The 25,752-nt window shown below is 59.7% G+C and carries 23 protein-coding genes and 1 tRNA gene; 13 read left to right on the forward strand and 11 right to left on the reverse strand.

Annotated features, from left to right (window positions below; translation table 11 throughout):
* Positions 1–161: 161 nt before the first annotated feature.
* From WJU23_RS17370 to WJU23_RS17390, 5 genes are all read left to right on the forward strand, one after another.
* Positions 162–2,135, forward strand: a complete 1,974-nt coding sequence (locus tag WJU23_RS17370) for a DUF1592 domain-containing protein (RefSeq protein WP_346333876.1) — start codon at positions 162–164, stop codon at positions 2,133–2,135.
* 18 nt (positions 2,136–2,153) lie between these two features.
* Entirely contained in the window at positions 2,154–3,536 is a 1,383-nt protein-coding gene (locus tag WJU23_RS17375; RefSeq protein ID WP_346333877.1) for a DUF1552 domain-containing protein, read from the forward strand.
* 71 nt (positions 3,537–3,607) lie between these two features.
* Positions 3,608–4,876, forward strand: a complete 1,269-nt coding sequence (locus WJU23_RS17380) for a polysaccharide pyruvyl transferase family protein (protein ID WP_346333878.1) — start codon at positions 3,608–3,610, stop codon at positions 4,874–4,876.
* Between the two features lie 197 nt (positions 4,877–5,073).
* Positions 5,074–5,826: an SDR family NAD(P)-dependent oxidoreductase gene (locus WJU23_RS17385; protein WP_346333879.1), complete on the forward strand. Its 753-nt coding sequence runs from the start codon at positions 5,074–5,076 to the stop codon at positions 5,824–5,826.
* 202 nt (positions 5,827–6,028) lie between these two features.
* Entirely contained in the window at positions 6,029–7,195 is a 1,167-nt protein-coding gene (locus tag WJU23_RS17390; RefSeq protein WP_346333880.1) for a pyridoxal phosphate-dependent aminotransferase, read from the forward strand.
* Between the two features lie 169 nt (positions 7,196–7,364).
* Here WJU23_RS17390 and gcvP read toward each other — a convergent pair whose 3' ends face one another.
* The 6 genes from gcvP to leuA all read right to left on the reverse strand — a co-directional run bounded on the left by gcvP (position 7,365) and on the right by leuA (position 15,461).
* Positions 7,365–10,196, reverse strand: a complete 2,832-nt coding sequence (gene gcvP, locus WJU23_RS17395; RefSeq protein WP_346333881.1) for an aminomethyl-transferring glycine dehydrogenase — start codon at positions 10,194–10,196, stop codon at positions 7,365–7,367.
* 431 nt (positions 10,197–10,627) lie between these two features.
* On the reverse strand, positions 10,628–10,759 hold the full coding sequence (locus WJU23_RS17400) for an SPOR domain-containing protein (protein ID WP_346333882.1): 132 nt from the start codon (positions 10,757–10,759) through the stop codon (positions 10,628–10,630).
* A 363-nt stretch (positions 10,760–11,122) separates the two neighbouring features.
* On the reverse strand, positions 11,123–11,530 hold the full coding sequence (locus WJU23_RS17405) for a hypothetical protein (protein WP_346333883.1): 408 nt from the start codon (positions 11,528–11,530) through the stop codon (positions 11,123–11,125).
* A 217-nt stretch (positions 11,531–11,747) separates the two neighbouring features.
* Positions 11,748–13,286 (reverse strand): N,N-dimethylformamidase beta subunit family domain-containing protein, encoded by a 1,539-nt coding sequence (locus WJU23_RS17410; protein WP_346333884.1) that lies wholly within the window; start codon positions 13,284–13,286, stop codon positions 11,748–11,750.
* An 83-nt stretch (positions 13,287–13,369) separates the two neighbouring features.
* The gene (locus WJU23_RS17415) at positions 13,370–13,729 is read right to left on the reverse strand and encodes a hypothetical protein (RefSeq protein WP_346333885.1); all 360 of its coding nucleotides are present in this window, start codon (positions 13,727–13,729) and stop codon (positions 13,370–13,372) included.
* Positions 13,730–13,796: 67 nt separating this feature from the next.
* Entirely contained in the window at positions 13,797–15,461 is a 1,665-nt protein-coding gene (gene leuA / locus WJU23_RS17420; protein WP_346333886.1) for a 2-isopropylmalate synthase, read from the reverse strand.
* A 321-nt stretch (positions 15,462–15,782) separates the two neighbouring features.
* Here leuA and WJU23_RS17425 point away from each other — a divergent pair.
* From WJU23_RS17425 to WJU23_RS17455, 7 genes are all read left to right on the forward strand, one after another.
* Positions 15,783–15,872: transfer RNA gene (locus tag WJU23_RS17425), tRNA-Ser, on the forward strand.
* A 331-nt stretch (positions 15,873–16,203) separates the two neighbouring features.
* The gene (locus WJU23_RS17430) at positions 16,204–17,463 is read left to right on the forward strand and encodes a type II secretion system F family protein (RefSeq protein ID WP_346333887.1); all 1,260 of its coding nucleotides are present in this window, start codon (positions 16,204–16,206) and stop codon (positions 17,461–17,463) included.
* Between the two features lie 67 nt (positions 17,464–17,530).
* A complete protein-coding gene (locus WJU23_RS17435; RefSeq protein WP_346333888.1) occupies positions 17,531–17,980 on the forward strand; it encodes a type II secretion system protein GspG in 450 nt (149 codons plus the stop codon).
* Between the two features lie 31 nt (positions 17,981–18,011).
* Positions 18,012–18,473, forward strand: a complete 462-nt coding sequence (locus WJU23_RS17440) for a type II secretion system protein (protein WP_346333889.1) — start codon at positions 18,012–18,014, stop codon at positions 18,471–18,473.
* A gap of 4 nt (positions 18,474–18,477) precedes the next feature.
* A complete protein-coding gene (locus WJU23_RS17445) occupies positions 18,478–18,936 on the forward strand; it encodes a type II secretion system protein (RefSeq protein WP_346333890.1) in 459 nt (152 codons plus the stop codon).
* Between the two features lie 11 nt (positions 18,937–18,947).
* Positions 18,948–19,700, forward strand: a complete 753-nt coding sequence (locus WJU23_RS17450) for a type II secretion system protein GspJ (protein ID WP_346333891.1) — start codon at positions 18,948–18,950, stop codon at positions 19,698–19,700.
* On the forward strand, positions 19,697–20,635 hold the full coding sequence (locus WJU23_RS17455) for a hypothetical protein (RefSeq protein WP_346333892.1): 939 nt from the start codon (positions 19,697–19,699) through the stop codon (positions 20,633–20,635). Before WJU23_RS17450 ends, WJU23_RS17455 begins: the two co-directional genes overlap by 4 nt.
* On the opposite strand, the gene WJU23_RS17460 is transcribed toward WJU23_RS17455, so the two are convergent.
* The 3 genes from WJU23_RS17460 to WJU23_RS17470 are packed head-to-tail and all read right to left on the reverse strand — an operon-like array spanning position 20,632 to position 23,891.
* A complete protein-coding gene (locus tag WJU23_RS17460) occupies positions 20,632–21,870 on the reverse strand; it encodes a DUF1501 domain-containing protein (RefSeq protein ID WP_346333893.1) in 1,239 nt (412 codons plus the stop codon). The two genes, WJU23_RS17455 and WJU23_RS17460, sit on opposite strands and share 4 nt — an antisense overlap.
* Position 21,871: 1 nt before the next feature.
* Positions 21,872–23,362, reverse strand: coding sequence for a DUF1800 domain-containing protein (locus WJU23_RS17465; RefSeq protein WP_346333894.1), 1,491 nt, complete (start codon positions 23,360–23,362; stop codon positions 21,872–21,874).
* A gap of 10 nt (positions 23,363–23,372) precedes the next feature.
* Complete coding sequence (locus tag WJU23_RS17470; protein WP_346333895.1) at positions 23,373–23,891, reverse strand: hypothetical protein; 519 nt, start codon at positions 23,889–23,891, stop codon at positions 23,373–23,375.
* A 129-nt stretch (positions 23,892–24,020) separates the two neighbouring features.
* On the opposite strand from WJU23_RS17470, the gene WJU23_RS17475 reads away from it, so the two are divergent.
* Positions 24,021–25,259 carry a prolyl oligopeptidase family serine peptidase gene (locus tag WJU23_RS17475; protein ID WP_346333896.1) on the forward strand — a complete coding sequence of 413 codons (1,239 nt, stop codon included), beginning with the start codon at positions 24,021–24,023 and terminating at the stop codon, positions 25,257–25,259.
* 3 nt (positions 25,260–25,262) lie between these two features.
* On the opposite strand, the gene WJU23_RS17480 is transcribed toward WJU23_RS17475, so the two are convergent.
* The gene (locus WJU23_RS17480; RefSeq protein ID WP_346333897.1) at positions 25,263–25,529 is read right to left on the reverse strand and encodes a type II toxin-antitoxin system RelE/ParE family toxin; all 267 of its coding nucleotides are present in this window, start codon (positions 25,527–25,529) and stop codon (positions 25,263–25,265) included.
* Entirely contained in the window at positions 25,513–25,719 is a 207-nt protein-coding gene (locus WJU23_RS17485; protein WP_346333898.1) for a TraY domain-containing protein, read from the reverse strand. Before WJU23_RS17485 ends, WJU23_RS17480 begins: the two co-directional genes overlap by 17 nt.
* Between the last annotated feature and the right edge of the window lie 33 nt (positions 25,720–25,752).

The following is a 25,752-nucleotide window of genomic DNA, read 5'->3' on the forward strand; positions in this document are numbered from 1 at the left end:
AAGGTGCGGACCACTCCAGCTAGGCGGCTACGCCGCAGGGTTTTGATTGTGGACATGAGTGTCCGCGCTCCGCTTGAAGCATCCGCCGGTGCGTTTCTTCGAAAAAACCGGGGGTGGCGCAGTCGTAGTATTGGGCTACCTTTTTTGAAGACTGCTTGAGAATGATTCCCCCCCAATTTGAAATGACGGCTGGTGACGTGTTGGCCAGAGGGCTGGGGCGTGGGTTTTTGCAGGCGCTGACGCTGATGGGGGCGCTGAGCCTGGGGATGGGTGGAGTGGCGAGGGCTGAGAAAAAGGTGGTGGGGGAGGCGGACGCGGAATTTGAGGTGCGGCAGGCGGAGGCGAAGGAGTCTTTTAAAAAGGGGGTGGCTCCTTTTGTGAAGACGTATTGCATCGAGTGCCACGGCAACCGGCGGACGAAGGGCGGGCTGAACCTGGAACCGGCGCTGAAACATCCGGGCGAGGCGTCGGCGAGCCGGAAGTGGTTGCAGGCGTTTGCCAATGTGAATGCGCATGACATGCCGCCGGATGATGCGGACCAGCCTGCGCCGGAGGAGAGGCAGCAGTTTTTGGACAGCCTGGGGCAGGTGAAATACCTGAGTGCGAAGGATCCGGGGCCGTTTGTGATCCGCCGGCTGACGAAGATGGAGTATGGCAACACGCTGCACGATTTGTTCGGGGTGGATGTGGACGTGGCGCAGGAGCTGCCGGATGAGGTGGCGGGGCAGGGGTACCTGAACTCGCTCTCCCCGATGCAGACGGAGCAGTATCTGGGCATCGCCAATGAGGTGCTGGACCGCATCCTGGCGGCACCAGGGAAGCCGCCGACGGCGGTGCAGAAACGTCTGTTTGGCGAGCCGCCTGCGGCCGGGGCGGATCCCCGGGAGTCGGCGAAAAAGGTGGCCCGCTCGGTGGCGAGGCGTGCCTTTCGGCGGCCGCCCTCGGAGGACGAGGTGGAGGTGCTGGTGGGCGTGTTTGACCTGGGGCTGGCGAACAAGCTGGACTACCCGGAAGCGCTGCGGCTGATGCTGAAGGCGGTGCTGGTCTCCCCGCAGTTTCTTTTCATCACCCCGGCGCGAGAGGCGGTGGCGGGGAAGGTGATCGTGCCGCTGGATGACCATCAACTGGCCTCGCGCCTGTCTTACCTACTGTGGGCGACGATGCCGGATGCGGAGCTGTCTAAGCTGGCGGATGCGGGCAAGCTCCACGAGCCTGCGGTGCTGAAGGCGCAGGTGAAAAGGCTGCTGGCGGACCCGCGTTCGCGGGCGCTGTTTGACGGCTTTGGGGCGCAATGGCTGGGGCTGGGCAGCCTGGACAGCAAGACCTTTGACCCGAAGAAATTCCCGCAGATGACGCCCGCGATGCGCCGGGCGATGTATGACGAGGCGCGGCTGTTTTTTGACAGCATCGTGCGGGGCAACCGGAGCGTGGTGGCTTTCATTGACAGCGACTACACGTTCCTGAATGCGACCCTGGCCAAGATCTATGGTCTGGAGAAAAGCGTGACGGGCGACGAGATGCAGCGGGTGGCGCTGACGGACCGGAACCGGGGCGGCATCCTGGGCATGCCTGCGGTGCTGGCGACGACCTCCTTCCCCAACCGCACCAGTGCGGTGAACCGCGGGGTGTGGGTGCTGGAGCAGGTGCTGGGGGAACACGTGCCGCCCGCCCCGCCGAATGTGCCGGCCCTGGAAAAGCAGGACAAGAACACGGTGGCCAATCTGACCCTGAGGCAGCGCACGGAACTGCATCGTACGAATGTGGTGTGCGCCAACTGCCACAAGATCCTGGATCCCATCGGCTTCGGTTTGGAGAACTTTGACGCCATCGGCCGCTGGCGTGACAAGGACGATACCGGCGGAGAGATTGACGCGGGGGGCGAGCTGCCGGGCGGGAAACGGTTTTCCACACCCCAGGAGCTGAAAAAGATCATTGCTGCACGAAAGGATGATCTGGCCCGTAATTTAACGGAGAAGCTCATGGCTTACGCGCTGTGCCGGCAGCTTGAAGGTTATGACCACATCGTGGTGGACCAGCTCATGAAAACCATCGCGCAGGATGGTTATCGGATGCAGACTCTCATCACGGAAATCGTCACCAGTTATCCTTTCCTGAACCGCCGGGTCAAAGACTGAGCCCCCCTTTTTATTGCCATGACAAGCAAACACCTCATTGATCGTCGCAGCTACCTCAAAGGCCTCGGAGCCAGCCTGGGATTGCCGCTTTTGGAGACCATGGGCTGGGCGGATTCCGTCAAAGGCCGGGCGGTGGTGAAGCCGCCGGTGCGCATTGGTTTCATGTACATGCCGCATGGAGTCATCCCGGAGCAATTTTGGCCCACCTCGCCCGAGACCTACCTGAGCGCCCCACCGCCTGCGCTGGAATCCCTGCGGCCTATTTTGGACCAGTGCCTGCTCATGAAAGGCATCTCCGGCGTGGGCATTGCCCCTTTCAGCGGGGCACCGCATGCGCTGGAGCTTTCCACCTGGCTGACGGCGACGCTGCCGGATGCGAGCAAAAGGAACCAGATCCACATCGCCATTTCCGCCGACCAGATCGCCGCGAACTACATCGGCGCAACGACCGCGCTGCCGTCCCTGGAACTGGCCACCATGCCGCAGACGCACAAAGAAAACCAGGAGGGCCTGAACGAAGGCTACTACTCCCATTGCAGCTACCGCTCCCCCACCCAGGCGATGCCAGCGGAGATCAATCCGCGCAATGTACTGAATCGTTTGTTCGGCAAAACCGACCGGCCCGGCAGCAGCCGGAAGGCGGATCCGCTGGAGCGGCAGATGCTGGACCTGGTCATCGGAGGCGCCCGCGAACTGCGCAAAAAACTGCCCCATAATGACCAGCAGAAACTGGATGAATACCTGGACAGCGTGCGCTCCGTGGAACGCCGGATCGCCGCCATCGAGATGCGGCAGAAAGAGGCCGCTTTGGAAAAAGCCGGAGTCGCCGCCAGCAAACGCAGCGCCACAGACTCGCCGCCGATTGAGGTGCGCATTCCCGATGGCGACAAACGCAGCGAATACATGCAGGTGATGTGCGACCTGAATGTGCTGGCCTTCCAGACGGACACCACCCGCGTCAGCACCTACATTGGCTCTACGCCCAATGGGGTCTCGTATCCGGAGCTCGGATTCACGGATTCGCACCACTCCCAGACCCATCATAACCATGAGGCTGTCAAGGTGGGGAAGGTGCAGGCCATCACGGCCTTTAACATCAGCCAGTTTGCCTACATGGTGAAAAAGATGGCCGCCCTGCGCGAGGGGGATGGCAGCCTGCTCGACAACTGCATCATGATGTGGGGCTCCGGCCTGGAAGATGGTAACAAACACAGCCGGGCGAACCTGCCCTTTATCATCGCGGGCAAAGGCGGCGGCTCTGTCAACACGGGCCGTTTCCTGGCTGATACGAAGGGTAATCAGGGGGACCTGCTGACCACGTTATTGACCTGTGCGGGAGTGCCGCTGGACCGGCCCATTGGCATTGCGACGAAGAAGATCGAGGCGATGATGAAGGTCTAGGGCGTTGGGGCATGGGGCAGGTGAGAATTGGGTGGGCAGGGCGTGGGTTTTGATCTAGTTTTTGGATCACCATGATTTCACGTCGTACTTTTCTCAGAAATTCCGGTCTTGCGCTTGGCGCGGCCTCCTTGCCAGCTTTTGCCCAGTCTGCTGGGAGCCAGAAGACCGTTTTGCTGCAATGCGCCTGGGCGACGAAGAACATTGGGGACATCGGGCATACGCCGGGGACGTTGCGCTTCCTGGAGCAGTATCTGCCGGAGGCGAAGGTGATCCTGTGGGCGGCAAATACCAATGAGGCGGTGGATGCGATGCTGATGAAACGGTTCCCGAAGCTGGAGATCGTGAAGGGGGCGCTGTCGAAAGAGGGCGGGGCGGTGCAGGAGGCGATCCAGCGGTCGGACTTTTTCCTGCGCGGGCCAGGGATGGGGCAGTCCACAGATTTCATGATTTACTGCAACAAGATCGGCAAACCTTGGGGCTTGCAGGGGCAGTCGTATTTCCCGGACATGGTGAAGGGGCCGGGCGGGGAGGAGAGGGTGAAGCTGCTGAACGGGGCGGCGTATATTTACTGCCGCGACTCGAAGACGCTGAAGCTGCTGCAGGACGTTGGCGTGAAGCCACCGGTGCTGGAATTTGGGCCGGACGGCTGCTTTGGCATTGATGTGCGGGATGAGGAGAAGGCGCTGGCGCGGATGAAGAAGCACGGGCTGGAGGAGAAGAAATTTATCACCCTGCAACTGCGCACGCACTCGCCAACGAGCCCGGGGGTGGATGACAAGCGGCCGCAGAAGCTGAACCCGCTGAATCCGACGCCGGAAAACATCGCGGATGATACGCGCCGGGCGAAGGTTTATCAGGACCTCATCGCCATGTGGGTGAAGGAGACGGGGTATAAAGTGGTGATCGCGCCGGAGGTTTACAAAGAGATGGAGTATAACAAGAAGTTCATCTATGACACGCTGCCGGATGACCTGAAGAAGCATGTGGTGAATTTTGACGAATTTTGGAATGTGGACGAGGCCTGCTCCTTCTATGCACGTGCCCACACGGTGATCTGCCACGAGCCGCACACGCCCATCATGGCCCTGGCGATGGGGACGCCGATGATGCACACGTTTTCCGAGTTTCACTCGCCGAAGTGCTGGATGTTCAAGGACATCGGCCTGGAGGAATGGGCCCCGGAATTTGATGCGACCCCGGCGGAGAAGATGTTCGAGATCCTGATGGGCATCCACAAGGACTACCCCGCCGCCGAGGCGAAGGTGAAGAAGGCGATGGCCTATGTGGAGGAGCGCGCGAAGTCCCAGATGACGGTGCTGAAGGGGATTATTAAGGCGTGATGGGGTGTCGCTTGTGAGCGTGTTTGGCAGCAGACCAGGGCGGGGAAGGATGGCAAAAAGATGTTGGGTAAAAGATGAAAGCCATTTTTTACCCAACATCTTTTTGCCAGCATCTTCGGGGCGAGGTCCAATAGTACGTGCAGCCATCACTTCGGGCGGAAAAGGTGGGTGACTGGGGGCGTTATGTGAGGCTCATCATGAACGACCTTCCTCTTTCCAACCGAATGGCCATCGTCACGGGCAGTGCGCGTGGCATTGGCTATGCCATTGCTGAACGTCTGCTGAAAAATGGGGCGGGGGTGTGCCTGTGGGATGTGGATGCGGGGGCGCTGGAGGCGGCGCAGGCGGCGCTTTCGGAATTTGGGAAAGTGGTGACGGCGCAGGTGGATGTGACAAGCGCGGAATCCACGGAGGCGGCTGCGCAGAAGACGCTGGCGGAGCTGGGCAAGATTGATCTGCTGGTGAACAATGCGGGCATCGCGGGGAACAATGCGAAGACCTGGGACCTGCGGCCGGAGGACTGGCAGCGGGTGATGGACATCAATCTCACGGGCACCTTTCTCTGCTGCCGGGCGGTGGTGCCGCATCTGCTGGCGAACGGCTACGGGCGGATCGTGAACGTGGCATCGGTAGCGGGGAAGGAGGGAAACCCGAATGCGGTGCACTACAGTGCCTCGAAGGCGGGGGTGGTGGCTCTGACGAAGAGCCTGGGCAAGGAGCTGGCGACGTCCAATGTGCTGGTGAACTGCATCACCCCGGCGGTGATCGAGACGGACATCCTGCGGCAGATGACGCAGGCGCACATTGACTACATGCTGGCGAAGATCCCGATGGGCCGGTTTGGTCAGAAGCAGGAGGCGGCGGCGCTGGTGGCGTGGCTGTGCTCCGAGGAGTGCTCCTTTTCCACGGGGGCGGTCTTTGATCTTTCCGGAGGCCGGGCGACCTATTGAGAATTTATTATCAACTGTTTTTGAGGGCCTGGAAGCCGGGTAAATCCAGGTTTTTAACTCGTCAAGCGGGTGGAAAGTGGCTACAGGTGAAGCTCACCTTGTCACCGCCAGCGTTGACAAACCCGCTCGCCGCTCCTTTTTAGCCACCCCCTCCCCCAAAGGGAAGACGCCACAACCCATCTGATCCGCACCTTTTCCCACTATGGACTTCATTGCCAAAAACATCGCCGAACTTTCGCCCTCCATGACCTTAGCCATCACCAGCCAGGCCAAGGCGCTGAAGAAGCAGGGTGTGGACGTCCTGAGCTTTGGGGCGGGCGAGCCTGACTTTGACACGCCAGCGCACATCACGGCTGCTGCCATCGAGGCACTGAACACGGGCAAGACCCGCTACACGGAAAGTGCCGGCCTGCTGGAACTGCGCGAGGCTATCGCCGCGAAGCTGCTGGTGGACAACGGCCTGCAGTATGACCCCTCCCAGATCAGCGTGAACTGCGGTGCGAAGCACTCCTGCTACAACGCCATCGCCGCCTGTGTGAATCCTGGCGATGAAGTCATCATTCCGGCCCCTTACTGGACGAGCTATCCTGAGATGGTGAAGCTGGTGGGCGGCATCCCGGTGGTGGTGGAAACGAAGGTGGAAAACGACTGGAAGATCACCCCGGAAGAGTTTGAGGACGCCATGTCCCCGATGACCAAGATGATCATCATCAACAGCCCCGGCAACCCGACGGGCTCGGTTTATACCAAGGAAGAACTGAAGGCCCTGGGCGAGATCGCCACCGGAGAGGATATCCTGATCCTGTCTGACGAGATTTATGAAAAGCTGGTCTATGGTGAAAACCAGCACGTCAGCATCGCCAGCATCAGCAAGGAGATTTTCGACAACACCATCACGGTGAACGGTTTCTCCAAAGCGTACGCGATGACCGGCTGGCGCCTGGGATATACCGCGGCACCGAAGCGCATCGCTGAGGCCATTGACACCATCCAGAGCCACACGACGAGCAACCCGACCACCTTTGCCCAATACGGCGCCATCGCCGCCCTGGTGGGTGACCAGCAGATCGTGGCTGACATGCGTGACGAGTTCGACGTGCGCCGCCAGTATATGCTGAGCCGCCTGCAGGCTATCAAGAACATCACCGTGGTGGAGCCGCAGGGCGCGTTTTACTTCCTGGTGGGCATTGAGCCCATCGGCATCAAGTCCGTCAACTTCTGTGAAAAGCTGCTGAGCAAGGGCAAGGTGGCCGCCGTTCCGGGCGTGGCCTTCGGTGCGGAATACACCATCCGCTTCAGCTACGCCACGGGCCTGGACGTGATCAATGCCGGCATGGACCGCTTTGAAGAGTTCTGCGGCCAGCATTAAGCTGCGGAATACCCGATTCACCAAAAGGCAGGCCGAAAGGCCTGCCTTTTTTGTGTATGCCCGCCCAGCTTTTTCCTGGATGCGGGCCGTTTCCGTGAGGTTCGGAGCGCAGGCTGCTGCGTGCAGCCTTCATGACCGGCGGTCATATCCATTAGGCCCGTAGGCACCCTCACCCCGCCGCCGCCTCCTCCACACTGATGCACGAGCACACCAGATTTCGGTCGCCGTACACGTTGTCCACGCGGGCGACGGGGGGCCAGTATTTGCCGTCTTTGACCCAGGGCAGGGGAAAGGCGGCGGTCTCACGGGTATAGGGATGCGGCCAGTCGGTTTTCATGACAAACTCGGCGGTGTGGGGAGCGGCTTTCAGCGGGTTGTCGGTGGGGTGGACATTGCCGTTTTCCACGGCTTCGATCTCGCCATGGATGCACTGCATGGCGCTGCAAAAGCGGTCCAGCTCGGCCTGGCTTTCGCTTTCCGTCGGCTCGATCATCAGCGTGCCGCCGACGGGCCAGCTCATGGTGGGCGCGTGATAACCGAAGTCCATGAGCCGCTTGGCCACGTCCTCCACCGTCACCTTGTGGAAATGGCGGAAGTCCAGGATGCACTCATGGGCCACGAGGCCGTTGCTGCCTTTATAGAGAGTGGGGAAACACGGGGCCAGTTTCCGGGCCACGTAGTTGGCATTCAGGATGGCATACTTCGTCGCGTCCGTGAGCTGCGGACCCATCATGGCGATGTACATCCAGGAGATGGTGCAGATGCTGGCGCTGCCCCAGGGGGCCGAGCAGACCGCGCCTTCGCGCTGCGACTGCGGCTCCCAGGTGAGATGGCCGGGCAGATACGGCTTCAAATGCGCCGCCACGCAGATGGGGCCCACGCCGGGTCCGCCGCCGCCATGCGGGATGCAAAAGGTCTTGTGCAGGTTCAGATGGCAGACATCCGCGCCGATCCTGCCGGGTGAGGTCAGACCCACCTGCGCGTTCATGTTCGCGCCGTCCATATAGACCTGGCCGCCGTGCTCATGCACCAGGCGGCAGATCTCCACGATGCTCTCTTCAAACACGCCGTGCGTGGACGGATACGTCACCATCAGCGCGGCGACCTTGTCCTTATGGGCCTCCAGCTTGGCCTGCAAGTCCGCCACGGAAATGTTGCCCTGGTCATCGCAAACCACAGCCACCACTTTAAAGGCGCACATCACCGCGCTGGCCGGGTTGGTGCCATGCGCACTGGTGGGGATCAGGCACACATCGCGGTGGCCTTCGCCTTGCGCTTCATGAAAGCGTTTGATGGCCAGCAGGCCCGCGTATTCGCCCTGGGAGCCCGCATTGGGCTGCAGGGACGTGGCGTCAAAACCGGTGCATTCGGCTAACCAACTTTCCAACTCGGCAAACATCGCGTGGTAGCCCTCGCTCTGCTCATGGGGAGCGTAAGGGTGCAGCCCGCCCACCTCCGGCCAGCTCAGCGGCATCATCTCCGCCGCCGCGTTCAGCTTCATCGTGCAGGAGCCCAGCGGAATCATGCTGCGGTTCAGCGCGATGTCCTTGCTCTCCAGCTTGTGCAGGTAGCGCATCATCTCCGTCTCCGAATGATAACGGCTGAAGACCGGATGCGTCAGATACGCCGACTGCCGGTGAAACACGCCGGAGCAGTTCAATTCCGCATCGTTGGTCAGGTGCACTGCATGTTGAGCCTTGCTCACGCCAAAGGCTTTCAGGATACTGTGCAACTCCTCCTCGCGAATGCGTTCATCCAGCGCCACACCCACGTGATGCGCATCCACCTTACGCAGGTTCACGCCAAAGAGCAGGCCCGTTTTCAGCACCTCATCCGCGTTGTGCACCCGCACCGTCAAGGTATCAAAGAAGTCATCGCTGGCCAGCTCCAGGCCCGCCAGCAGCAGCTCACGCGCCAGCCACACCGCCGCACCATGCGTGCGCAGCGCGATCTTTTTCAGGCCCTCCGGCCCGTGATACACCGCATACATGGAGGCCATGACCGCCAGTAGCACCTGCGCCGTGCAGATGTTGCTCGTCGCCTTTTCCCGGCGGATGTGCTGCTCCCGCGTCTGCAAAGAAAGGCGGTAGGCCGGGTTCCCGGCCGCATCCCGTGACACGCCAATGAGGCGGCCTGGCATGCGCCGTTTCAGCGCATCCTTCACCGCCATGAAAGCCGCATGCGGTCCGCCAAAACCCAGCGGCACCCCGAATCGCTGGCTGTTTCCCACGCAGATGTCCGCACCAAATTCACCCGGTGGTCGCAGCACCGTCAGTGCCAGCAGATCCGCCGAAACGACTAGTAGAGCACCCGCCTCATGTACCTGTCTGGCCAGCGCTTCAAAGTCATGGATCACGCCCTGCGTATCCGGATACTGCACCAGCACCGCCGCCAGGCCCTTGCCGCCATCGTGCTGCCACGTGGCCACATCCGTCACCACCACCTCGATGCCCAGCGCACTCATGCGCGTGCGCACCACCTCGATGTTATGCGGGTGGCACTGGTCCGAAACCAATACTTGGTTAGATCCGGCCTTCTGCGCTGCTGCCAGCGTCAGCGCTTCCGCACAGGCCGTGCCTTCATCCAACAGGGAAGCGCCCGCGACATCCAGGCCCGTCAGGTCCGTGACCATCGTCTGAAAGTTAATCAGTGCCTCCAGCCTGCCCTGGCTGATCTCCGGTTGATACGGCGTGTAGGCCGTGTACCAGCCTGGATTTTCGAGAATGTTCCGCTGGATGACCGGCGGCGTGAACGTGTCATGATAGCCCAGGCCGATGAAGGACCGCACCACCTTGTTCCGCCCCATGAGCTGCCGCAGCCGCCGAAGCGCCTCTTCCTCGCCCAACGCCTCCGGCAGGTTCAGTGCCGTCCGCTGCCGGATGGCTTCGGGAACCACGTGGTCCACCAGCGTATCCAGAGAGTCGTAACCGAGCGTTTCCAACATGGCCGCCGTTTCAGCGGCCGAGGGTCCAATGTGACGGGAGGAGAAGGGCGTAGGCATTTCGCACGACCAGTGGAGCCAGAAATGTCCCCGATGCAATCAGTGCTTCCCGCCCGCCGGTGATTTCATCTCATCCAAATGTGCTTCATCCAAACGTGTTTGGATGAACTGTGCTTTGTCAAAACACGTTTGGATGACTTAAATTCCCGCCCGTTCGTAGGCTGGATGTGTTCGGCGCTAATCAGCCCGCTGCTCCAAGGCTTCCATCGCCGAACTATCCGGCTTTCTTTGAATGCACGGAGGCCTTCCAGTCTCCGCCTCATTCGCAAAAACCAGCGCAGGTACAAACGCCCACCACTGGGAAAAAGTACCTCCAAAGAAAGCAGGATAGTTCTGCGGACGACCTGTTCCAGGACCACGAACTCATTGGCGCAGAACACATCCATTCTACGTTCCCAGCTCTGAAAGAGAGGGGCAAACAGGCCCACCTTCTAGATGCACTCGATAAAATACGTCTGCTTGTGCTGCCCCGCCGTCAAATGCCGGAGAGCGGCCTCCGCATCCGCGTGGCAGGGGTAGTCTCCCATATGAAACTGCACGCCATTGTCATCTTGGCGGATCAATCGGGCTGGAGGGAGTCGGGCCTCGTCTGCTAGCCAGCCAAGATCCGCACTGGTCAGACAGAGTGCGATCAAGGCCTGGTCTACATGCAACCCGAGGTCCCCCGGTTTCACATACAGGGTCATGAGATCCTTCCGTGGGGATAACTCATAATGTTGAAGTGAAAAAATCAATCCGCCCGGGTTCACAAACACTGCAAACTTCCCAGGTCCCAGCCCATCTTCGATTTCCGGCTCCCACTCAATCGCGTGACCGATCTCCAGCGACTCAGGCGTGCGAAACAAACAGGCTCCCTCGGTCAAATGTGGCCCTGTAAACTCGCTTTCTGAGATTTGACGGATCATGGGGATGGATGGGCGGAGAGATCAGAAGCCGTAGTAACTTCGCCAGGTATCAAGGGTCGCCTGGGGCGTCCACTCGTCAAAATCTCCAGCCTTTTCACAGACAGCCAGATACTTCAAGACGGCAGATGCCTCCGGGGCGCTTGCCCGAGAGAGATAATCTTTGGTTGCGGTCAATCCTGCTCCGCAAAGTAACTGAACATCGAGGCCACACCCTGCATCGAAGCTGGACTGCTTTGCTTCCCAGATGAGAAGCGCGTCTTCAGGATATCCCAAACTGAAGAGCTGAAGACACAATGTCCGGAGCATTTCTTCCCCGCCTTCTCCTTGCCGCTCAAACTCAATCTCCAAACCAAGGAGCCGTTGAATTTCGTTTCGATGTTTTAGTTCTGCTGGCAGACCGAATTTCAGCCATGCTTCGTTGCTTGTCATGATGTGACAGTGCTGAGGATCAGTGAACCTGCAACTGGACAGATCTGGCCCAACCCTCAGGTAATGGAGAGGCAAGATTCACGCCTCTGGTCCGCGCCAGGCTGCCTCTAGCGCCTCCAGTTCCCGCTTTTTTTCCCGGAAGTTCATCACGAACTGAATGTATTTCATCAAAACGTATTTCATCAAAGTATGTTTTGATGACTGGTATTCCCGACTCTCACCCCACCCCGCGTTTCAGCAGGTTCGCCGTGATCCGCTGCACCCGCTCATCCGGGCCGTGGGGCCGGGAGAAGTGGCTCCAGGGAATCATGTGCCCCGGCGGGCTGCTCAGGCCCTGGCTCCAGAAGATGGTGCTCGCATTGAACACATGGTTTCCCTTCGGCCCCTCGAAGATCGTCGCCGCATATCGGCCCAGGCGTGTGCCACCGGCCCACACGTTTCCTTCGGCGATGACCTCCAGGCTGGCACGCTGCACATCCGGGTCGCCGTGAAATTCCCAGCCCACCAGGCCGGGAATGCTCTCGCCCGCTTTCATTCCGGTGCCTTCATACAGCCAGTGCTCCGGCTTCGTGCAGGTCCAGTCGCCACCGCCGTTGAAGGGCACCACCGTGCGTGCACCGATGATGTCGCGCTCATCCGGCCCAGGGTTTTCAAACGGCCCCAGTACCTTTGCATAGGCCTCCTTCTCCTCCTCGCGGAACTCGCCAAAACATGTTTCCCGCGTCAGCCGGCGGTTCGCCTCGCCCTTCGCATTCGGCGTGAAGGGCGTCACCATATAGACATCATTGGCGGACAGCCACAGCACATTCAGCCCTTCCTCAATGCCCTTCTTCACGTTTTCATACTGTCGCAGGTCCCAGTATTCATCGTGGCCGATGCTGATCATCGTCTTGCAGCGCTTTAAGTTAGGCGCGTCCAGGTTGTCCACATTGGAGCAGTAGGTCACATCGTAGCCTTCCTTCTCCAGCCAGTAGCACAGCGGGTATTCCCACAGCAGAAACTCACCGCTGCCCATGCTCTGCGGATTGTCCAAAATCTGCACATACTTCCCATACGGCCGGTCAAAGCTCACGCTCACGCCCGGTGCATGGGCCGCCCGTGGATCCGTATAAAGCGACTCATTCACCGGCCAGCGGTTGTAGGCCTGCCAGGTGCTGTCACTGCATTGGAAGAGGATGTCTGCAGGCCGCTCATCCTTCACAATGAAGATCACATAGCTCTGCCAGTAAGGAAGGTCCGCCGCCTCTGGCAGCGTGGACAGTCGCCCCAGATAGACCCCGCTTGGCCAGTCTTCCGGAATGGTTAGGCTGGTGGAAACCTCCCACTGGCACTCCCGCAGGCGCGCCTCGCCCATCTCCGGCACCGGCTGCGTACTTCCTTGTAGCGGCCCCAGCGTCGTCATCAGGCGCGATCCGACACCGCCATAGTAGCCCATGCGGAAGATCTCCAGGCTGTAGCGCCCGGCAGGCTTGCAGCTCACAAAAAAGTCCAGCTTCTCCCCCGCCTTCACGGACTGCCGGGAGCAGTATCCTTCGATCACCGATGACCGGAACGACTTCGATCCATCCGGCCGCATCCGTGTGAGCTGAAAGTCCGCGCCCGGCTTGGCATTCTCCTTCGTGATCAGATCCGGCTGCCGCTCGCGCCTGGCTCCGGCACCCGTGGCGGCACTTTCTGCTCCTGGCAGAGCCGCAGCCGTGAGCTGCGCACCGATGACCGCCGCACTGCCCGTTTTGATGAATTCCCGTCTGTCCATCCCAGCTATACGGCGGAGCGCTGGCCGGTCTTCTCCGCCATCCGCCGCCACGTCACGGAAGTATCAGATTTCGGACCCCGGCGTTACTTGGCCTTCGGCATCGCCTGGATCAGCAGATTGAAAAACTCATTTTCATCCGCCGTCATCCCGTCGCGCTCCAGCAGGTTTTTTACGATGCCCAGCACCTCCGCCTGCACCGTCTTGGTGGTGAATGCGGCTGATCTTTCCGTCAGGTAGTCCACCACGCTGTCGTCATCCTCGCTCACCTCACGCGCCCGGGCGAAGGACTCCTCAATGAACAGACTCTTCGGGTATTCCGACTTCCAGCCCTTGGACACAAAGGCGGACTGGATCAAATCTTCTTCCACCAGCGAGATGTGCGCATCCGCATAGATGGAAAGGGAAAGCAGGTCAAAAAGGGCTTCGCGCTGGGGTTGGGTCATGGCGCACACCCTGGCAACAGGCGGCCCAGGGTCAAGCCGCTTGATGCCAGAGACGTTATTTTATGGTTTATGAGGCCCGGTTCACCGCGCTCACCACCGCCTTGATGGAGGCCAGCTCGATGTTCGTATCCACTCCAGCACCCCAGACCGTTTTGCCATCCGGCAGGCGGATCTGGATGTAGGCCAGCGCACTCGCCTCTGACCCGCTGCTGAGGCTCTGCTCCCGGAAGTTCGCCACCTCAAACACAGGCGCGCCTCCGTCCAGGATCATGCCCTGGACAAACGCCGCGATGGGCCCGTTGCCCGTGCCCGTGATGGCCATCTCCACGCCATTCTTCAGCAGGCTGCACCGGCAGGTGAACACACCGTCCACCCCGTCTGCATGGAAGTGATGCAGCGCATATGGGCTCTCCCTTTGGATGTACTCGTTCCAGAACATGTTGCGCAGCTCTGCCGCCGTCACCTCACGGCCCAGGCTGTCCACCAGATCATTGGCGATGGGGCCAAACTCCCGCTGCATGTCCTTCGGCAGCTCAATGCCAAATTCGCTCTCCAGCAGATAAGCCACTCCGCCCTTGCCGCTCTGGCTGTTCACCCGGATCACCTCCCGGTATTCCCGGCCGATGTCGTTGGGGTCAATCGTCAGGTAGGGCACATCCCACAGGGACTTGTGCTCCTCATATCCCGTCAGCCCTTTCTTAATCGCATCCTGATGGCTGCCGCTGAAGGCCGTGAAGACCAGCTCCCCCGCATACGGCTGGCGCGGTGGCACTGTCATCCCCGTCGTGCGCTCATACATGTGAATCAGCCCGCTCATGTCGCTGAAATCCAGGCCCGGCGAGATGCCGTGCATGTACAGGTTCATCGCCACCTGCACGATGTCCAGATTGCCCGTGCGCTCCCCGTTGCCAAACAGCGTCCCCTCCACCCGGTCCGCGCCCGCCAGCAGGCCCAGCTCCGTCGCCGCCGTGCCCGTGCCACGGTCATTGTGGGTGTGCAGGCTGATGATCAGGCTCTCGCGGTTTTTGATGTTCGTGCAGATCCATTCGATCTGATCCGCATACACATTCGGCATCGCCACCTCCACCGTGTCCGGCAGGTTCAAAATCATCTTCCGCTCCGGTGTCGGCTGCCACACATCCATCACCGCCTCGCTGATCTCCTTGGCAAATTCCACCTCTGTCGCGCTGAAGCTCTCCGGGGAATACTGCAGCGTCACCTGCGTGCCCGTCTCCTCCAGCCTGTGCAGCCGGTCCTTGATCATCTGCGCCCCCTTCACCGCGATGGCGATGATCTCCTCCTTCGTTTTGCCAAACACATACTTCCGCTGCGCCGGCGACGTGGAGTTATACATGTGGATCACCACCTTCTTCGCCCCCAGCAGAGACTCCACCGTCTTCTCGATCAGGTCCTCCCGCGCCTGCACCAGGCACTGGATCGTCACATCCTCCGGGATGCGCTTCTCCTCAATCAGCCTTCGGTTGAAGGCAAACTCTGTGTTCGAGGCGGAAGGGAACCCCACCTCGATCTCCTTGAACCCGCACTTCACCAGCGCATCGAACATCTCCAGCTTTTGGGACACATTCATCGGCACCGCCAGCGCCTGGTTGCCATCGCGCAGATCCACACTGCACCACATCGGTGCCTGGGAAAGGTGGCGCGCCGGCCATTGACGGTTCGGCAGGGAGATCAGCGGAAACGGCTGATATTTGGAGGACGGATTCTTCAACATGACAGTACAGGAATAAGGACAGCTTTAACAAGATTGGCAGGCTTTGCAGGAAGGAATTTCCTGAAATAACCGGAGGCAGGATGCCGCATCGTGACGGCAAAGCATGGCGAGGAAACACGGGCCGCCTACCCTAGCGTAAGTCGCAGGGAAAGGAGAGAAAGAGCCAGGGCCAAAGGGTTCACCCCCTAAAATAGGCACACCCGCGCCCGAACGCACGCAGTTTTTTCCAACAGCGAAATTCTGGATTCAAAGTGAAAATCTCCCAGCCTCACCTTGCCAAACCTCCGCACCCGCCTAACATGTGATCGCTGCATGCAGCACGGAAGGGTGGCTGAGTGGTCTAAAGTACCTGACTCGAAATCAGACGTGGGGGCAACTTCACCGTGGGTTCGAATCCCACCCCTTCCGCCATTCTTCGCCGGCTCAACGGCGAAGAGTGCCCTCCGAAGCTTGGCCTGTTTGCCAGTGCGTCGAGAGTAGCGTCCCCGGATGATGCGGGTGTAATCTTCAAGGCTTTCTTTCATCAGTCGTGGCTCCATCAACCACGGGGTCCTCTTTTATGAGGCACTGCGGTTCGTACCATTCCCAGGCATTTCTCTGGTCCATCGCCCTTTCCAGGTGTATTCTTTGAGGGTAGCGACTGCCAGTCTGGTGCCCGCTCCAACTTTCGGCCTCGGGATTCCTTTTGTGACCCACATGGTTCTTTGCAACAATCTCAGGCTGTGCTTGTCTCACGCCTTCCATGCCTAATTTTGCCTATCAAGCTGCCGATGCCACAGGTCGCGATGTCTCCGGGACCATCGAGGCCCAGGATCGTACCACTGCGCTGAGACAGCTCACAGGCAAAGGATTGCAGCCTTTCAAGATCAGCGAGGCCTCCGCCAAGGCAACTGCGGCGGGCAAAGCGGCGGCCGCCAAGGCCAAAGCGGGCGAGCCTGTGGATGAAACGGCGCCCATCAAACTCAGCAACGGCCAGCTCCAGCTTTTCACCGAAGAACTTTCCGAACTGCTCGAGGCCGGCATGCGGCTGGAAGCCGCGCTGAAGCTCATGGAAGGGAAGGGCACCGCTGGCACTCACAGCCGTATCGCCCGCCGTCTTGGTAATCTGATCCGGGAGGGCCACCCCTTCAGCAGCGCCTTGCGCCAGTCCTCCCCCTCCTTTGGCGAGCTCTTCTGCTCCGTCGCCGCCGCCGGTGAGGCCGGCGGTTCCCTGGCCGATGCTATGAAACGACAGGCCCAGTACCTCGCCAGCGTCCGCGAGATGCGCAGCCAGGTGGCCGTGGCGCTTATTTACCCAGGATTCCTGGTGACCTCTGCCATCGGAGTTACCATTCTTTTCACGACCTTTCTCATCCCCCGGCTCAGCGTCATGATGTCCAACATGCGAGGAGGTGTGCCCAAAGGCATTCAATTCGTCATGGCGGTGTCGGATTTTACCCGGACCTATTGGTGGCTCATTCTCGCCGCTATGGCCTTAATTGCACTGGCGTTTTGGGTTTGGTCAGGGTCCAAAATGGGTCGTCCTGTATGGGATCAGACTAAGTTGAAAATTCCCCTCATCGGGAATGTTTTGATGACCAGTTTTCACAATCAGTTTTTGGAAACTCTGGCCAGTCTATCAGGAGGCGGTTTGCCTTTGCTCAAAGGCCTGGAGCTGGCATCACGTGTCTCCTCCAACCAGTTTATTCAGAAGCAGCTTGAGCATGTGACGGCCAGCGTGCGTGACGGTGCCTCTCTCTCGCGCGGTCTCGAAAAAACTTCACTTTTCCCTATTAGGCTCCTGGAAATGGTGCGCATCGGCGAGCATACCGGCGATCTCAGTGGGACGCTCCGCCGGACTGCTGACCGGTGCGGTCGTGAGCTGAGCAAAAGCCTGGAGAAAATGATGGCGCTCATGCAGCCGGTCATCATTCTTGTCATGGCCGCCCTCGTCGGTGTCATGGCCTACATCATGATCTCCGTGATCTTCGAAACCGTGTCTGCCATGAAAACTCGCGGGTGATAAATAATCCTTCGCTAGTAACTAATCCCGAACGTTTTCCTTCGCACTGCCACCAATACTTTACTTCATGAACATAACACACATCCAGTCAACTGCCCCGGCACGATCTTTCCACCGCCTTTTGAATCCTGTCAGAAAGGCTTTTACCCTGATGGAAATGATGCTCGTGCTGGCCATTATTGCCCTGTTGATTGCGATTGGAGCGGTGGCATTGCAAAACGTTCAGGGAGGCGCCGAAATCACAGCCGCCGAAGCCCACATGAACACCATCAAGGTGGCCATCACCCAGTATAAAACTCTCAACCGCACGCTTCCAGGAAAGCTTGAGGATCTGGTCAAACCCCCTGCAAATGCCCGCGTAAAGAAATCATTGCTCAAAGATAGTGGCATTAAAGACCCCTGGCAGAACATTTATCAATACCGTAGCCCCGGAAAAACAAACGGTCAGCCTTATGAAGTCTTTTCCATGGGGCCAGACGGCAAGGCTGGCACTGAGGACGATGTGTATTCGGATTGATCTTCACCTGGGCCCGGTGGGGGCATAGGCTATGAAACTTGTACCTCCTCATCGCTCCGCTTCAGGATTTACACTCCTGGAGCTCATTGTGGTTATGAGCATCATGCTGTTGGTCATTGGTCTTGGCTTCGGCAGTTTTTCTATGCTGGATGACAATGATCCGTTTGAAAAACCGGCACAAGATCTCACTCAGATGTCCAGGTTTGCGATCAATGCCGCTGTGCTGCAGCATCGCACGCTGACCATTGCTTTTGACAAGGAAGGGTTCGGCATTCTCGGATCAACTAACCGGGAAGGAGACTACTCAAGGGTGCCCAAAGGTATGAAAATCTTCATTCTTCGTCTGGGGGCAAGGGACTGGGAAAAGGCGGAGGGACATAATTGGCAGTTTGGGGAACAGGGGATTTGTGAACCGATCAAGGTCCGCTTCGAATCTCAGGCAGGAGTTCGCGACCTTGCTTTTCATCCCTTAACAGGAATGACCGTAGATTAACGCCATGAATTTCAGAGCCCCACATCTCTATCCGGCAGGAGTGCATCGTCTTGCCGGACCCGCTCAGTCACGACGAGGAATGACCTTGATGGAGGTGCTTCTGGCGCTTGCTGTTTTCAGTATTGCGGCCATGGCTCTGGTAGGAACCCTCACGCAGATTGCCACCGTCGGTTCAGAATCTCAGCGCTTGCTCGAAATCGAACAGAGCTTGGAGTCATTGATTGATGAATACGGCAAGATGCCGCAAGTCCGCGAGATGGACGAGCAGATCAAGCCGGGTTCTGATGGCGTCGCCTACCGGGTCGTCATCCAGCAGGTGAAGGACCTGCAAAACCAGGATGGCCGCTTTTTGCAAAACACCTTTCGCATCCTCGCCGTCGCGCGCTGGGATGAAGGCGCTGGCCCCATTGAAATGCAGGCGGAAACTTACCGGTATGCAGGCGCTTTCCTGCCTATTAACTGAAGCTGCAACGGATGAAAACACGTCTTTCCCATGCAGCCTCTGCCACCGCTTTCACTTTGCTGGAGATGGTGGTGGCGATGTCAGCTTTTCTTCTGCTCATGGGTGGGATCTTTGCCATCGCAAATGGCACGATGGAACTGGGCAGCGACTTGGCCATCATGCAAGAGAGGTCACTGATTCGGCAGAATTTTATTTCGTTTTTACGCCGCTCGTTTCGCAACCTGCCGGGGGATGCGGAACTGCGGCTGACGGTGACCGCGCGTGGCAGCTCCTATGTGCCGAGCCTTAATTTTGTCAATGGCGGTACGTCCTTCACGCCTGGGACGCCGCTGCCGCCGGAGACCAGTGTGGACCTTTTTGCCGAGGAGCGTCCGGGAGGGTACCTGCGGGTGGGTCTGCGCCTGCTGGATGAGCGGCAGACCCGGGCGCTGCGCTCCGGGCAAAATGTGCAGTATGCCCGGGGACAGGGCAGCATCCCGTTGCTGGACAATGTCAGCCGCTTTGAATGGCGGTATTACGATTCCGCCACCAGCCGGTGGGAAAACAACTGGAAGCAGGCCCGCCGGCCTTTGATGGCGGAGCTGAACCTGAAGCTGGATGACGGCTTTGAAACCCGCGCGGTCTTCTGGATTCCGCCGGTCATTCCTAACTCAGTATCAGGCATTGGCATGGGGGTGCCGGTGGCTCCTGTAGTGCCCAACCCAGATGGTTCAGTTCCTGACCCTGATAATCCGGAACCGGATCTGGAGGTGCAACCTGAATGATGCAAACCGGGCTTATAACTTCCCATGTCCAGCAGGTCCGCCAGCGTGGTGCGGCCCTGCTGGCGGTGCTGTGGGTCATCGCACTGCTTATCGGCCTGGTGGCGGCTACGTCCCTTCTGCTCATGCAGGACATCGAGATGGCGGCTGTGAAGCGACAGGTCTTCCGCGCGCGGATGCTGTCGGAGGCGGCCCTGGCCATCGCTATGAATCCGGATCTCAAGGCGGATGATCCCCTGCTGCGCCGTCAGGTGGCGGAAGATGAGGCTTTCATCGTCGAGATGACCGGTGAGGACGGGCTGCTGAACCCAAATGTCCTGCTGCAGCGCGAAGACCGGGAGACCTTGCGCCGGGTTTTCATGTACTGGGGGATGAATGTACAGCAGGCGAATACCTTGATTGATCGTTTGTTAGACTGGGTGGATGTAGATGACTTCAGCCGCGTGCAGGGCGGAGAGAAGAAGCTTTATAACATCGCCGGCATGCCCTTCAACCGGCCTTTCCGTTCCATTGAGGAGATGGCCCTGGTCAGCGGCATGGAGCTGGTGGAAGAGGGCTATCCCAACTGGCGGAGCTGGTTTAGCATCTATGCCAGCGGGGTCCTGGATGTGAATGAAGCCCAGCCTGAAGTCATCGCTGCCGTGACGGGCACGGACATCCGTTATGCCCAGACTCTGCGGACCCAGCGCCTGGGCCGGGATGGCATCCTCAACACTCTGGATGATGCCCCCGTACCGGACATTGCCAGCGCCATGGCCATTCTGGGCCTGTCCGCCAATGATCCACAGGGTTTTTCCAGCATCCTTTCTGTGCAGAGCGCCACCCGCCGCATCCTGGTGACGGTAAGGGTCGGTGACCTGGAGCGCCAGACCGCCGCCGTTGTGCGCGGAGCCATCGGCCAGGGCACCACGGCCATTCTTTGGATGGGGGAAAATTAGGCCGCTTTGGCTCCTGACATCAAGCCCACCGGTTGGATGGGCAGATCCGGAAAGACTTTATTTGCTTCTTCGTCAGTCAGTCCCACGCTGCCTTGCAGGATCTCCGCAAAGACCTGCCGGCAGTCCGTTTCGGTGAGCAGCCCTCCCGGTCCAGGGGTGTTGACGTTCACGTCATCATCCGCTTGGATGGGCCATTCACCCATGATCTGGCCGCCTTTGACGCGGTCGCCCAAAGCCATCAAGGCAAAGCCCCGGCCATGATCGGTGCCCAGCGAGGCATTCTCATAGACCCGCCGGCCAAATTCAGTGGTGACCATCAGGGTATATCGTTGCCGATGATCTTTGAGATCGCTATCCAGGGCGGCGAGGCCTTCGGCCAGCAGGCGGATCTGCCCGGCCTGGGTGCCGCTGCTTCTGCCTTGGAAGAAGTGGGTGTCCCAGCCACCCAGATCAATGCAGGCCACTTGTAAACCGATCCGCGCTTTGACCAGACGGGAAATCTCCCGCAGGCCGCTGCCAAAGGGTCCGTCGGGATATGCGGCCTGTGGTCCGGCAGCATCGCCGGTCTGCTGCAAGGCGGAGACCCGGCGGAAGAGATCCAGGGTCTCAACACCACGCCTGCCCAGCAGGGTGACATCGGCTCCATAGAGGGCGTTGAGCGACCTAACAAAAGATGCTTCTTGATTGCCTGCGGACTTGATGCTGATATCCTCCAGCTTTTCCAGTACGCTGACGGCCGGTGCGCCGCGCAGGGATTCTGGAAGGGCGGTGCCAATGGCCACGGCGGAAAGCGGAGAGGGATTGTCGCCGTTGCGGGTGCGGAGATAGCGCCCCAGCCAGCCTCCGCCAGCAGCGATGCCGTGCATGGAATCGCCATGCTCCATCTGGTCCTGACACTCGAAGTGAGAGCCGCTGGTGTTGTCCACCCCGACGGATTGCACCGCCCCCAGCCTGCCTTCCCTGAAGGCCGTCTCCAGGGGCTTCATGGCGGGGTGCAAGGCATAACGGTCATTGAGCCGGATGGCTGCATCGCCGGAAGGGCCAGGGGCCTGGATGGCGAGAGAGGGGCGCAACCGGTAATAGCGGTCATCAGCATAGGGCACCCACAGGTTCAGCGTGTCGGCACCGCCGCGCAGGAAGACGTGAATGAGGGTGTGCTCCTCCGCGGCTTCGGCCATGGAGCGGGTGGCAAAGGCAAGCCTGGTCAGCAAAGAGCGGCGGGTGAAGGAAGGCATGTCAGCATCTCTGAAAGGCCGGACTGGCCAGGATGAGTCCGACGGTGGTTTGATCTGAACCTGAGGCGATGGCTTCCAGTTCGGCGGGGGTGGGAGTGCGGCCCGTGAAGTGGGCGAACCAGCGGGGGAGTTCCGGCTCCGGCTCCTTGTCGCGCAAGGCCCGGTGCAGCGGGTTCAGGTCTGTTCTGGCCCCTGGCTGCTTGTTGGCGGCGAGGGCAAAGGCGAAGTTCCAGCGCCACATCAGGGTGCCCATCCAGGGCAGTTCATCATCGGGATAGCCATCAGGAGTGGGATATTGGAAGAGGCCGTGGCCCATGCGCTGCAGCGGTTCCAGGATGCCCTTTTCCGCCTGGGTATCCGCCGCCAGGGCGCGCAGGGCGGAGACCATGAACTTGAAGGGCCGCTTCAATAGCTGGCCCTGGCTGACGGCAAATTCATCGGACTTGAAAAGCACTCGCAACAAGTCCGGGATGCTGCCCTGGGTGCGGGTGAATTCGGTGCTGAGGCGGCTGACAAGGCTCTCGGGCGGTTCCGGGCTGACGAAGCGACGACAGAGCTTTGTGGCGATGAACCGGGCGGTCTGCGGATGGGTGCAGACGATGTTGATGAGATGATCGACATCCTTGGGGCCGCCACCTGTGGGGATGGTCTGCCCAAGCACCTTCTTCTCGCCATCGTCATGCCAGTCGGGACGAAAGTAGGATTCGCCCTGGTTCAGAGCAAAGACGCGGTTCCGATCAAAGGTCCATCCGCTCAAACAGCGGGCGGCCTCATAGACATCCTGCTGGGTATAGCCGCCGTGAACACCCAAGGTGTGCAGTTCCAGAAGTTCGCGAGCATAGTTTTCGTTAGGCCGGTCCTGGGTGTTTTTGCGCACTTTGTTTGTCTGCCCGTCCAGATAGACCAGCATGGCGGGAGAGGTGGCGGAGGCGCGAATGAGGTCGCTGAATTTTCCCAGGGCATGCTTGCGGATGACGTCCCGGTCATCGCTGGGTTTCAAGTAGATGCAGTCGCCTTTTTCGAGGTCAATGTTGAGGTGGTCGGTCCAGAATTCCACCATGACTTCAAAGAGCTGGCGGCGGCTGTAAATGGCCCGCAGCAGGGAGTGACGTGTCAGTTCCTCACGCAGGACTGGCTTGCGGTATTCATAGGCATTGCCGGCACTGAAATAGAGGGATTCGAAGCGCTCGGCCCGCAGGTCGCAGGCGGTGTCGGAGATGGAGCTGGGATTCAACTGCTCTTCGATCCAGGCATCGTGGCCCATCTTTTTCAAGCGGGTAAGGTCGCCGGGCCAGGGGCCGAAGGCGGCTCGGGAAAGTAGGTGGAAACCCGGGTCTGTTTGTGCGCTGGCGGGCACATCAAGGCGGTCAGGAACAGACTCGCCTAACCAACTGCGGTTCACGGAGGTGGTGATGCGGTCACATGAGGCGAGCATGGCGGAGGCCCCTCCACCAAGGGCGGATTTGAGCAGGTGGCGGCGATCCAGCTTCATGCGTGTGATTCTAAGCGGAGGCCGTTTCAACAGCAGGCAGCACGGGAGTGGCAGGGGCGGGCTGAGGCGCCTTCATGAAGCTGGCACGCAGAGCGATTCCCCAGCCAAGGATGGCGATGAGTGGCAGCAGCACCACCCAGCCTACAACGGGCAGAAGGGCGCACAGAACCAGGGCCAGGCCGCCTTGTTTGGTCTGCCTCCAGGGGGCGGCCTCAGGCCAGAGCCGCTCGCCAATGAGGGCTGCGATACCGCCAGCCCCGATGAATCCCCAGGCGACGATGATGCCGCCGAGGAGGACCGCCAGTGCACCCATTTTGGGGAGCTTGGAGAGAACAATGATCAAGACGATGCTGCCTGTCAGCGGCACCAGGCCGAGGAGGAAGCATTTCAAGAGCCCCCGGCTGGCGACCTCGCGCTGACGGGCGACGGTCTCCGGCCAGAGGCCGCGTGCGAGCAGCCAGAGGGCGGGAAGGGCGATGACAAAACCGGCGGCAATGAGCAGCCACATGAGAACGGTGGAAAAGAGCATGGTGGTGGAATACAGACAGCCAAACGCGGCCAGGAAGGGGCCGGTAACGAGGTTTTATTGTGCCGCCATTTTTTGCGTCCTTTCCTTGGAAGCTTGCGGTGAGGCTGGCGTTATTCTTTGTTCTTAAACATGAAATTGCTGACCGTTGTATTCCTTTCCTTGGTGACCTTTGCCTCTGCTGAACAAGTGGGGCCGTGGAACCTTGATGAGCTTAAAAAGGCCCCTGCCATGAAGTGGGTCAGCGAGGCGGAGCCGGTGCATTCGCTGGTTTATACGGGAGAAATTTACAACGACAAACCGACGGAGGTTTTTGCCTTTTATGCCTCTCCGATCACGCTCGGCAAGGCCAGGAAAGGGGATACGTTTCCCGGTGTGGTGCTGATCCATGGCGGCGGCGGGACGGCCTTTGTCGAGTGGGTGCATTTGTGGGCGAAACGCGGTTATGCGGCCATTGCCATGGACCTGTCCGGGTCGCGTCCGCCTCATCCTCAGTTTGATCCGCAGACGGGGGAACTGAAGGACTATCCGCGCAATGGAGAGCCGCGAACCCGGCTGGAGAACGGCGGGCCGAACCATGGCCGGGATGAAAAGTTTGACAGCATCGGAGGCAGCACCTCCGACGACTGGCCTTTCCACGCGGCGGCCAGTGTGATACGGGCGCATTCGCTGCTGCGCTCCTTGCCGGAAGTGCAGGCGGAGAATACGGCGGTGACGGGCATCAGCTGGGGCGGTTATACCACCTGTCTGGTAGCCTCCTTGGATGACCGGTTCAAAGCGGCGGTGCCCGTGTATGGCTGCGGCTTTTTACACGAAGGCGAATCCGTCCAGAAGCCAGCCATTGACGCGCTCGGGGAGCGTCGCGCGGATTGGATCCGCGAATACGATCCCGGCAGCCTGCTGCCCCGCTGCCGCGTGCCCATCCTTTTTGTGAACGGCACCAACGACATCCACTACGTCCTGGACAGCTACATGAAGAGCTACAACGTCGTGCCGGGTGAAAAGCAGATGCGTATTCAGGTGAAGATGTCCCATGGTCACCCGCCCGGATGGGCACCGGAAGAGATCGGCCTCTTCATTGATTCCAAATGCCGTGGCGGCGTGCCCTTGGCCGTACCGGGCCAGCCTGTGGTGGATGGGGATCAAGTGAAGGCCAGCTATACGAGCAAAGTGCCCGTGAAGGAAGCGAAGCTGCACTACACCACCGATGAGGGATTACGCTCCTCACGCAACTGGACGACTGTAGATGCCACCGTGAGCCAGGGTGAAGTATCCGCCCCGAAACCGCCGAAGGAGGCGAATACCTGGTTTATGACCCTGACGGATGAACGCGGAGCGATGGTTAGTACGACGGTGGAGTTGGTACCGTGAAGGTCACTCGTAAACGCCCCTGCGATGGCCAACGGCCACGACCAATACAATCAGTTCTTTATCCCTAATCTGGCAAAGGATGCGGTAATCACTGACCCGGTATCGCCACAGCCCTGCCAGGTCCGCTTTGAGTCCCTTGCCAAAACGACGAGGATCTTCATCTCCGGCCACCCGTTCGTCGAGGTAGGCAATGATGTCGCGTTGCGCCTGCTTGCCGAGTTTGCGCAGTTCCTTCAATGCGCGTGCGTCAAATCTATAGACCCAGTTCATGCTTCACATCCTCGGCGGAATAGGTCCTGGCGGGACGCTCCAGGCGTTGCGTGGCCAGGTAGATGTCCTCCAGGTCATCGAGATGTTCGAGGATCGCCTGGCGGGCGTAGAAGGTTTTTGTGCGGCCGGTTCTGTCTGCCAAATGCTGCAGGCGGCTTTCGATTTCTGGATCTAGACGGATGGCGAGCATTCGGCTATCCTAAATCCGCTATACGTGTATAGC

The sequence above is a fragment of the Prosthecobacter sp. SYSU 5D2 genome, from assembly GCF_039655865.1.
Taxonomy (GTDB): Bacteria; Verrucomicrobiota; Verrucomicrobiia; order Verrucomicrobiales; family Verrucomicrobiaceae; genus Prosthecobacter.

What these genes read in the sequence shown, in the direction of transcription:
- WJU23_RS17370 (WP_346333876.1), top strand. Translation starts at nt 162, where the DNA reads ATGATTCCCCCCCAATTTGAAATGACGGCTGGTGACGTGTTGGCCAGA.
- WJU23_RS17375 (WP_346333877.1), top strand. Translation starts at nt 2,154, where the DNA reads ATGACAAGCAAACACCTCATTGATCGTCGCAGCTACCTCAAAGGCCTC.
- WJU23_RS17380 (WP_346333878.1), top strand. Translation starts at nt 3,608, where the DNA reads ATGATTTCACGTCGTACTTTTCTCAGAAATTCCGGTCTTGCGCTTGGC.
- WJU23_RS17385 (WP_346333879.1), top strand. Translation starts at nt 5,074, where the DNA reads ATGAACGACCTTCCTCTTTCCAACCGAATGGCCATCGTCACGGGCAGT.
- WJU23_RS17390 (WP_346333880.1), top strand. Translation starts at nt 6,029, where the DNA reads ATGGACTTCATTGCCAAAAACATCGCCGAACTTTCGCCCTCCATGACC.
- gcvP (WP_346333881.1), bottom strand. Translation starts at nt 10,196, where the DNA reads ATGCCTACGCCCTTCTCCTCCCGTCACATTGGACCCTCGGCCGCTGAA.
- WJU23_RS17405 (WP_346333883.1), bottom strand. Translation starts at nt 11,530, where the DNA reads ATGACAAGCAACGAAGCATGGCTGAAATTCGGTCTGCCAGCAGAACTA.
- WJU23_RS17410 (WP_346333884.1), bottom strand. Translation starts at nt 13,286, where the DNA reads ATGGACAGACGGGAATTCATCAAAACGGGCAGTGCGGCGGTCATCGGT.
- WJU23_RS17415 (WP_346333885.1), bottom strand. Translation starts at nt 13,729, where the DNA reads ATGACCCAACCCCAGCGCGAAGCCCTTTTTGACCTGCTTTCCCTTTCC.
- leuA (WP_346333886.1), bottom strand. Translation starts at nt 15,461, where the DNA reads ATGTTGAAGAATCCGTCCTCCAAATATCAGCCGTTTCCGCTGATCTCC.
- WJU23_RS17430 (WP_346333887.1), top strand. Translation starts at nt 16,204, where the DNA reads ATGCCTAATTTTGCCTATCAAGCTGCCGATGCCACAGGTCGCGATGTC.
- WJU23_RS17435 (WP_346333888.1), top strand. Translation starts at nt 17,531, where the DNA reads ATGAACATAACACACATCCAGTCAACTGCCCCGGCACGATCTTTCCAC.
- WJU23_RS17440 (WP_346333889.1), top strand. Translation starts at nt 18,012, where the DNA reads ATGAAACTTGTACCTCCTCATCGCTCCGCTTCAGGATTTACACTCCTG.
- WJU23_RS17445 (WP_346333890.1), top strand. Translation starts at nt 18,478, where the DNA reads ATGAATTTCAGAGCCCCACATCTCTATCCGGCAGGAGTGCATCGTCTT.
- WJU23_RS17450 (WP_346333891.1), top strand. Translation starts at nt 18,948, where the DNA reads ATGAAAACACGTCTTTCCCATGCAGCCTCTGCCACCGCTTTCACTTTG.
- WJU23_RS17455 (WP_346333892.1), top strand. Translation starts at nt 19,697, where the DNA reads ATGATGCAAACCGGGCTTATAACTTCCCATGTCCAGCAGGTCCGCCAG.
- WJU23_RS17460 (WP_346333893.1), bottom strand. Translation starts at nt 21,870, where the DNA reads ATGCCTTCCTTCACCCGCCGCTCTTTGCTGACCAGGCTTGCCTTTGCC.
- WJU23_RS17465 (WP_346333894.1), bottom strand. Translation starts at nt 23,362, where the DNA reads ATGAAGCTGGATCGCCGCCACCTGCTCAAATCCGCCCTTGGTGGAGGG.
- WJU23_RS17470 (WP_346333895.1), bottom strand. Translation starts at nt 23,891, where the DNA reads ATGCTCTTTTCCACCGTTCTCATGTGGCTGCTCATTGCCGCCGGTTTT.
- WJU23_RS17475 (WP_346333896.1), top strand. Translation starts at nt 24,021, where the DNA reads ATGAAATTGCTGACCGTTGTATTCCTTTCCTTGGTGACCTTTGCCTCT.
- WJU23_RS17480 (WP_346333897.1), bottom strand. Translation starts at nt 25,529, where the DNA reads ATGAACTGGGTCTATAGATTTGACGCACGCGCATTGAAGGAACTGCGC.
- WJU23_RS17485 (WP_346333898.1), bottom strand. Translation starts at nt 25,719, where the DNA reads ATGCTCGCCATCCGTCTAGATCCAGAAATCGAAAGCCGCCTGCAGCAT.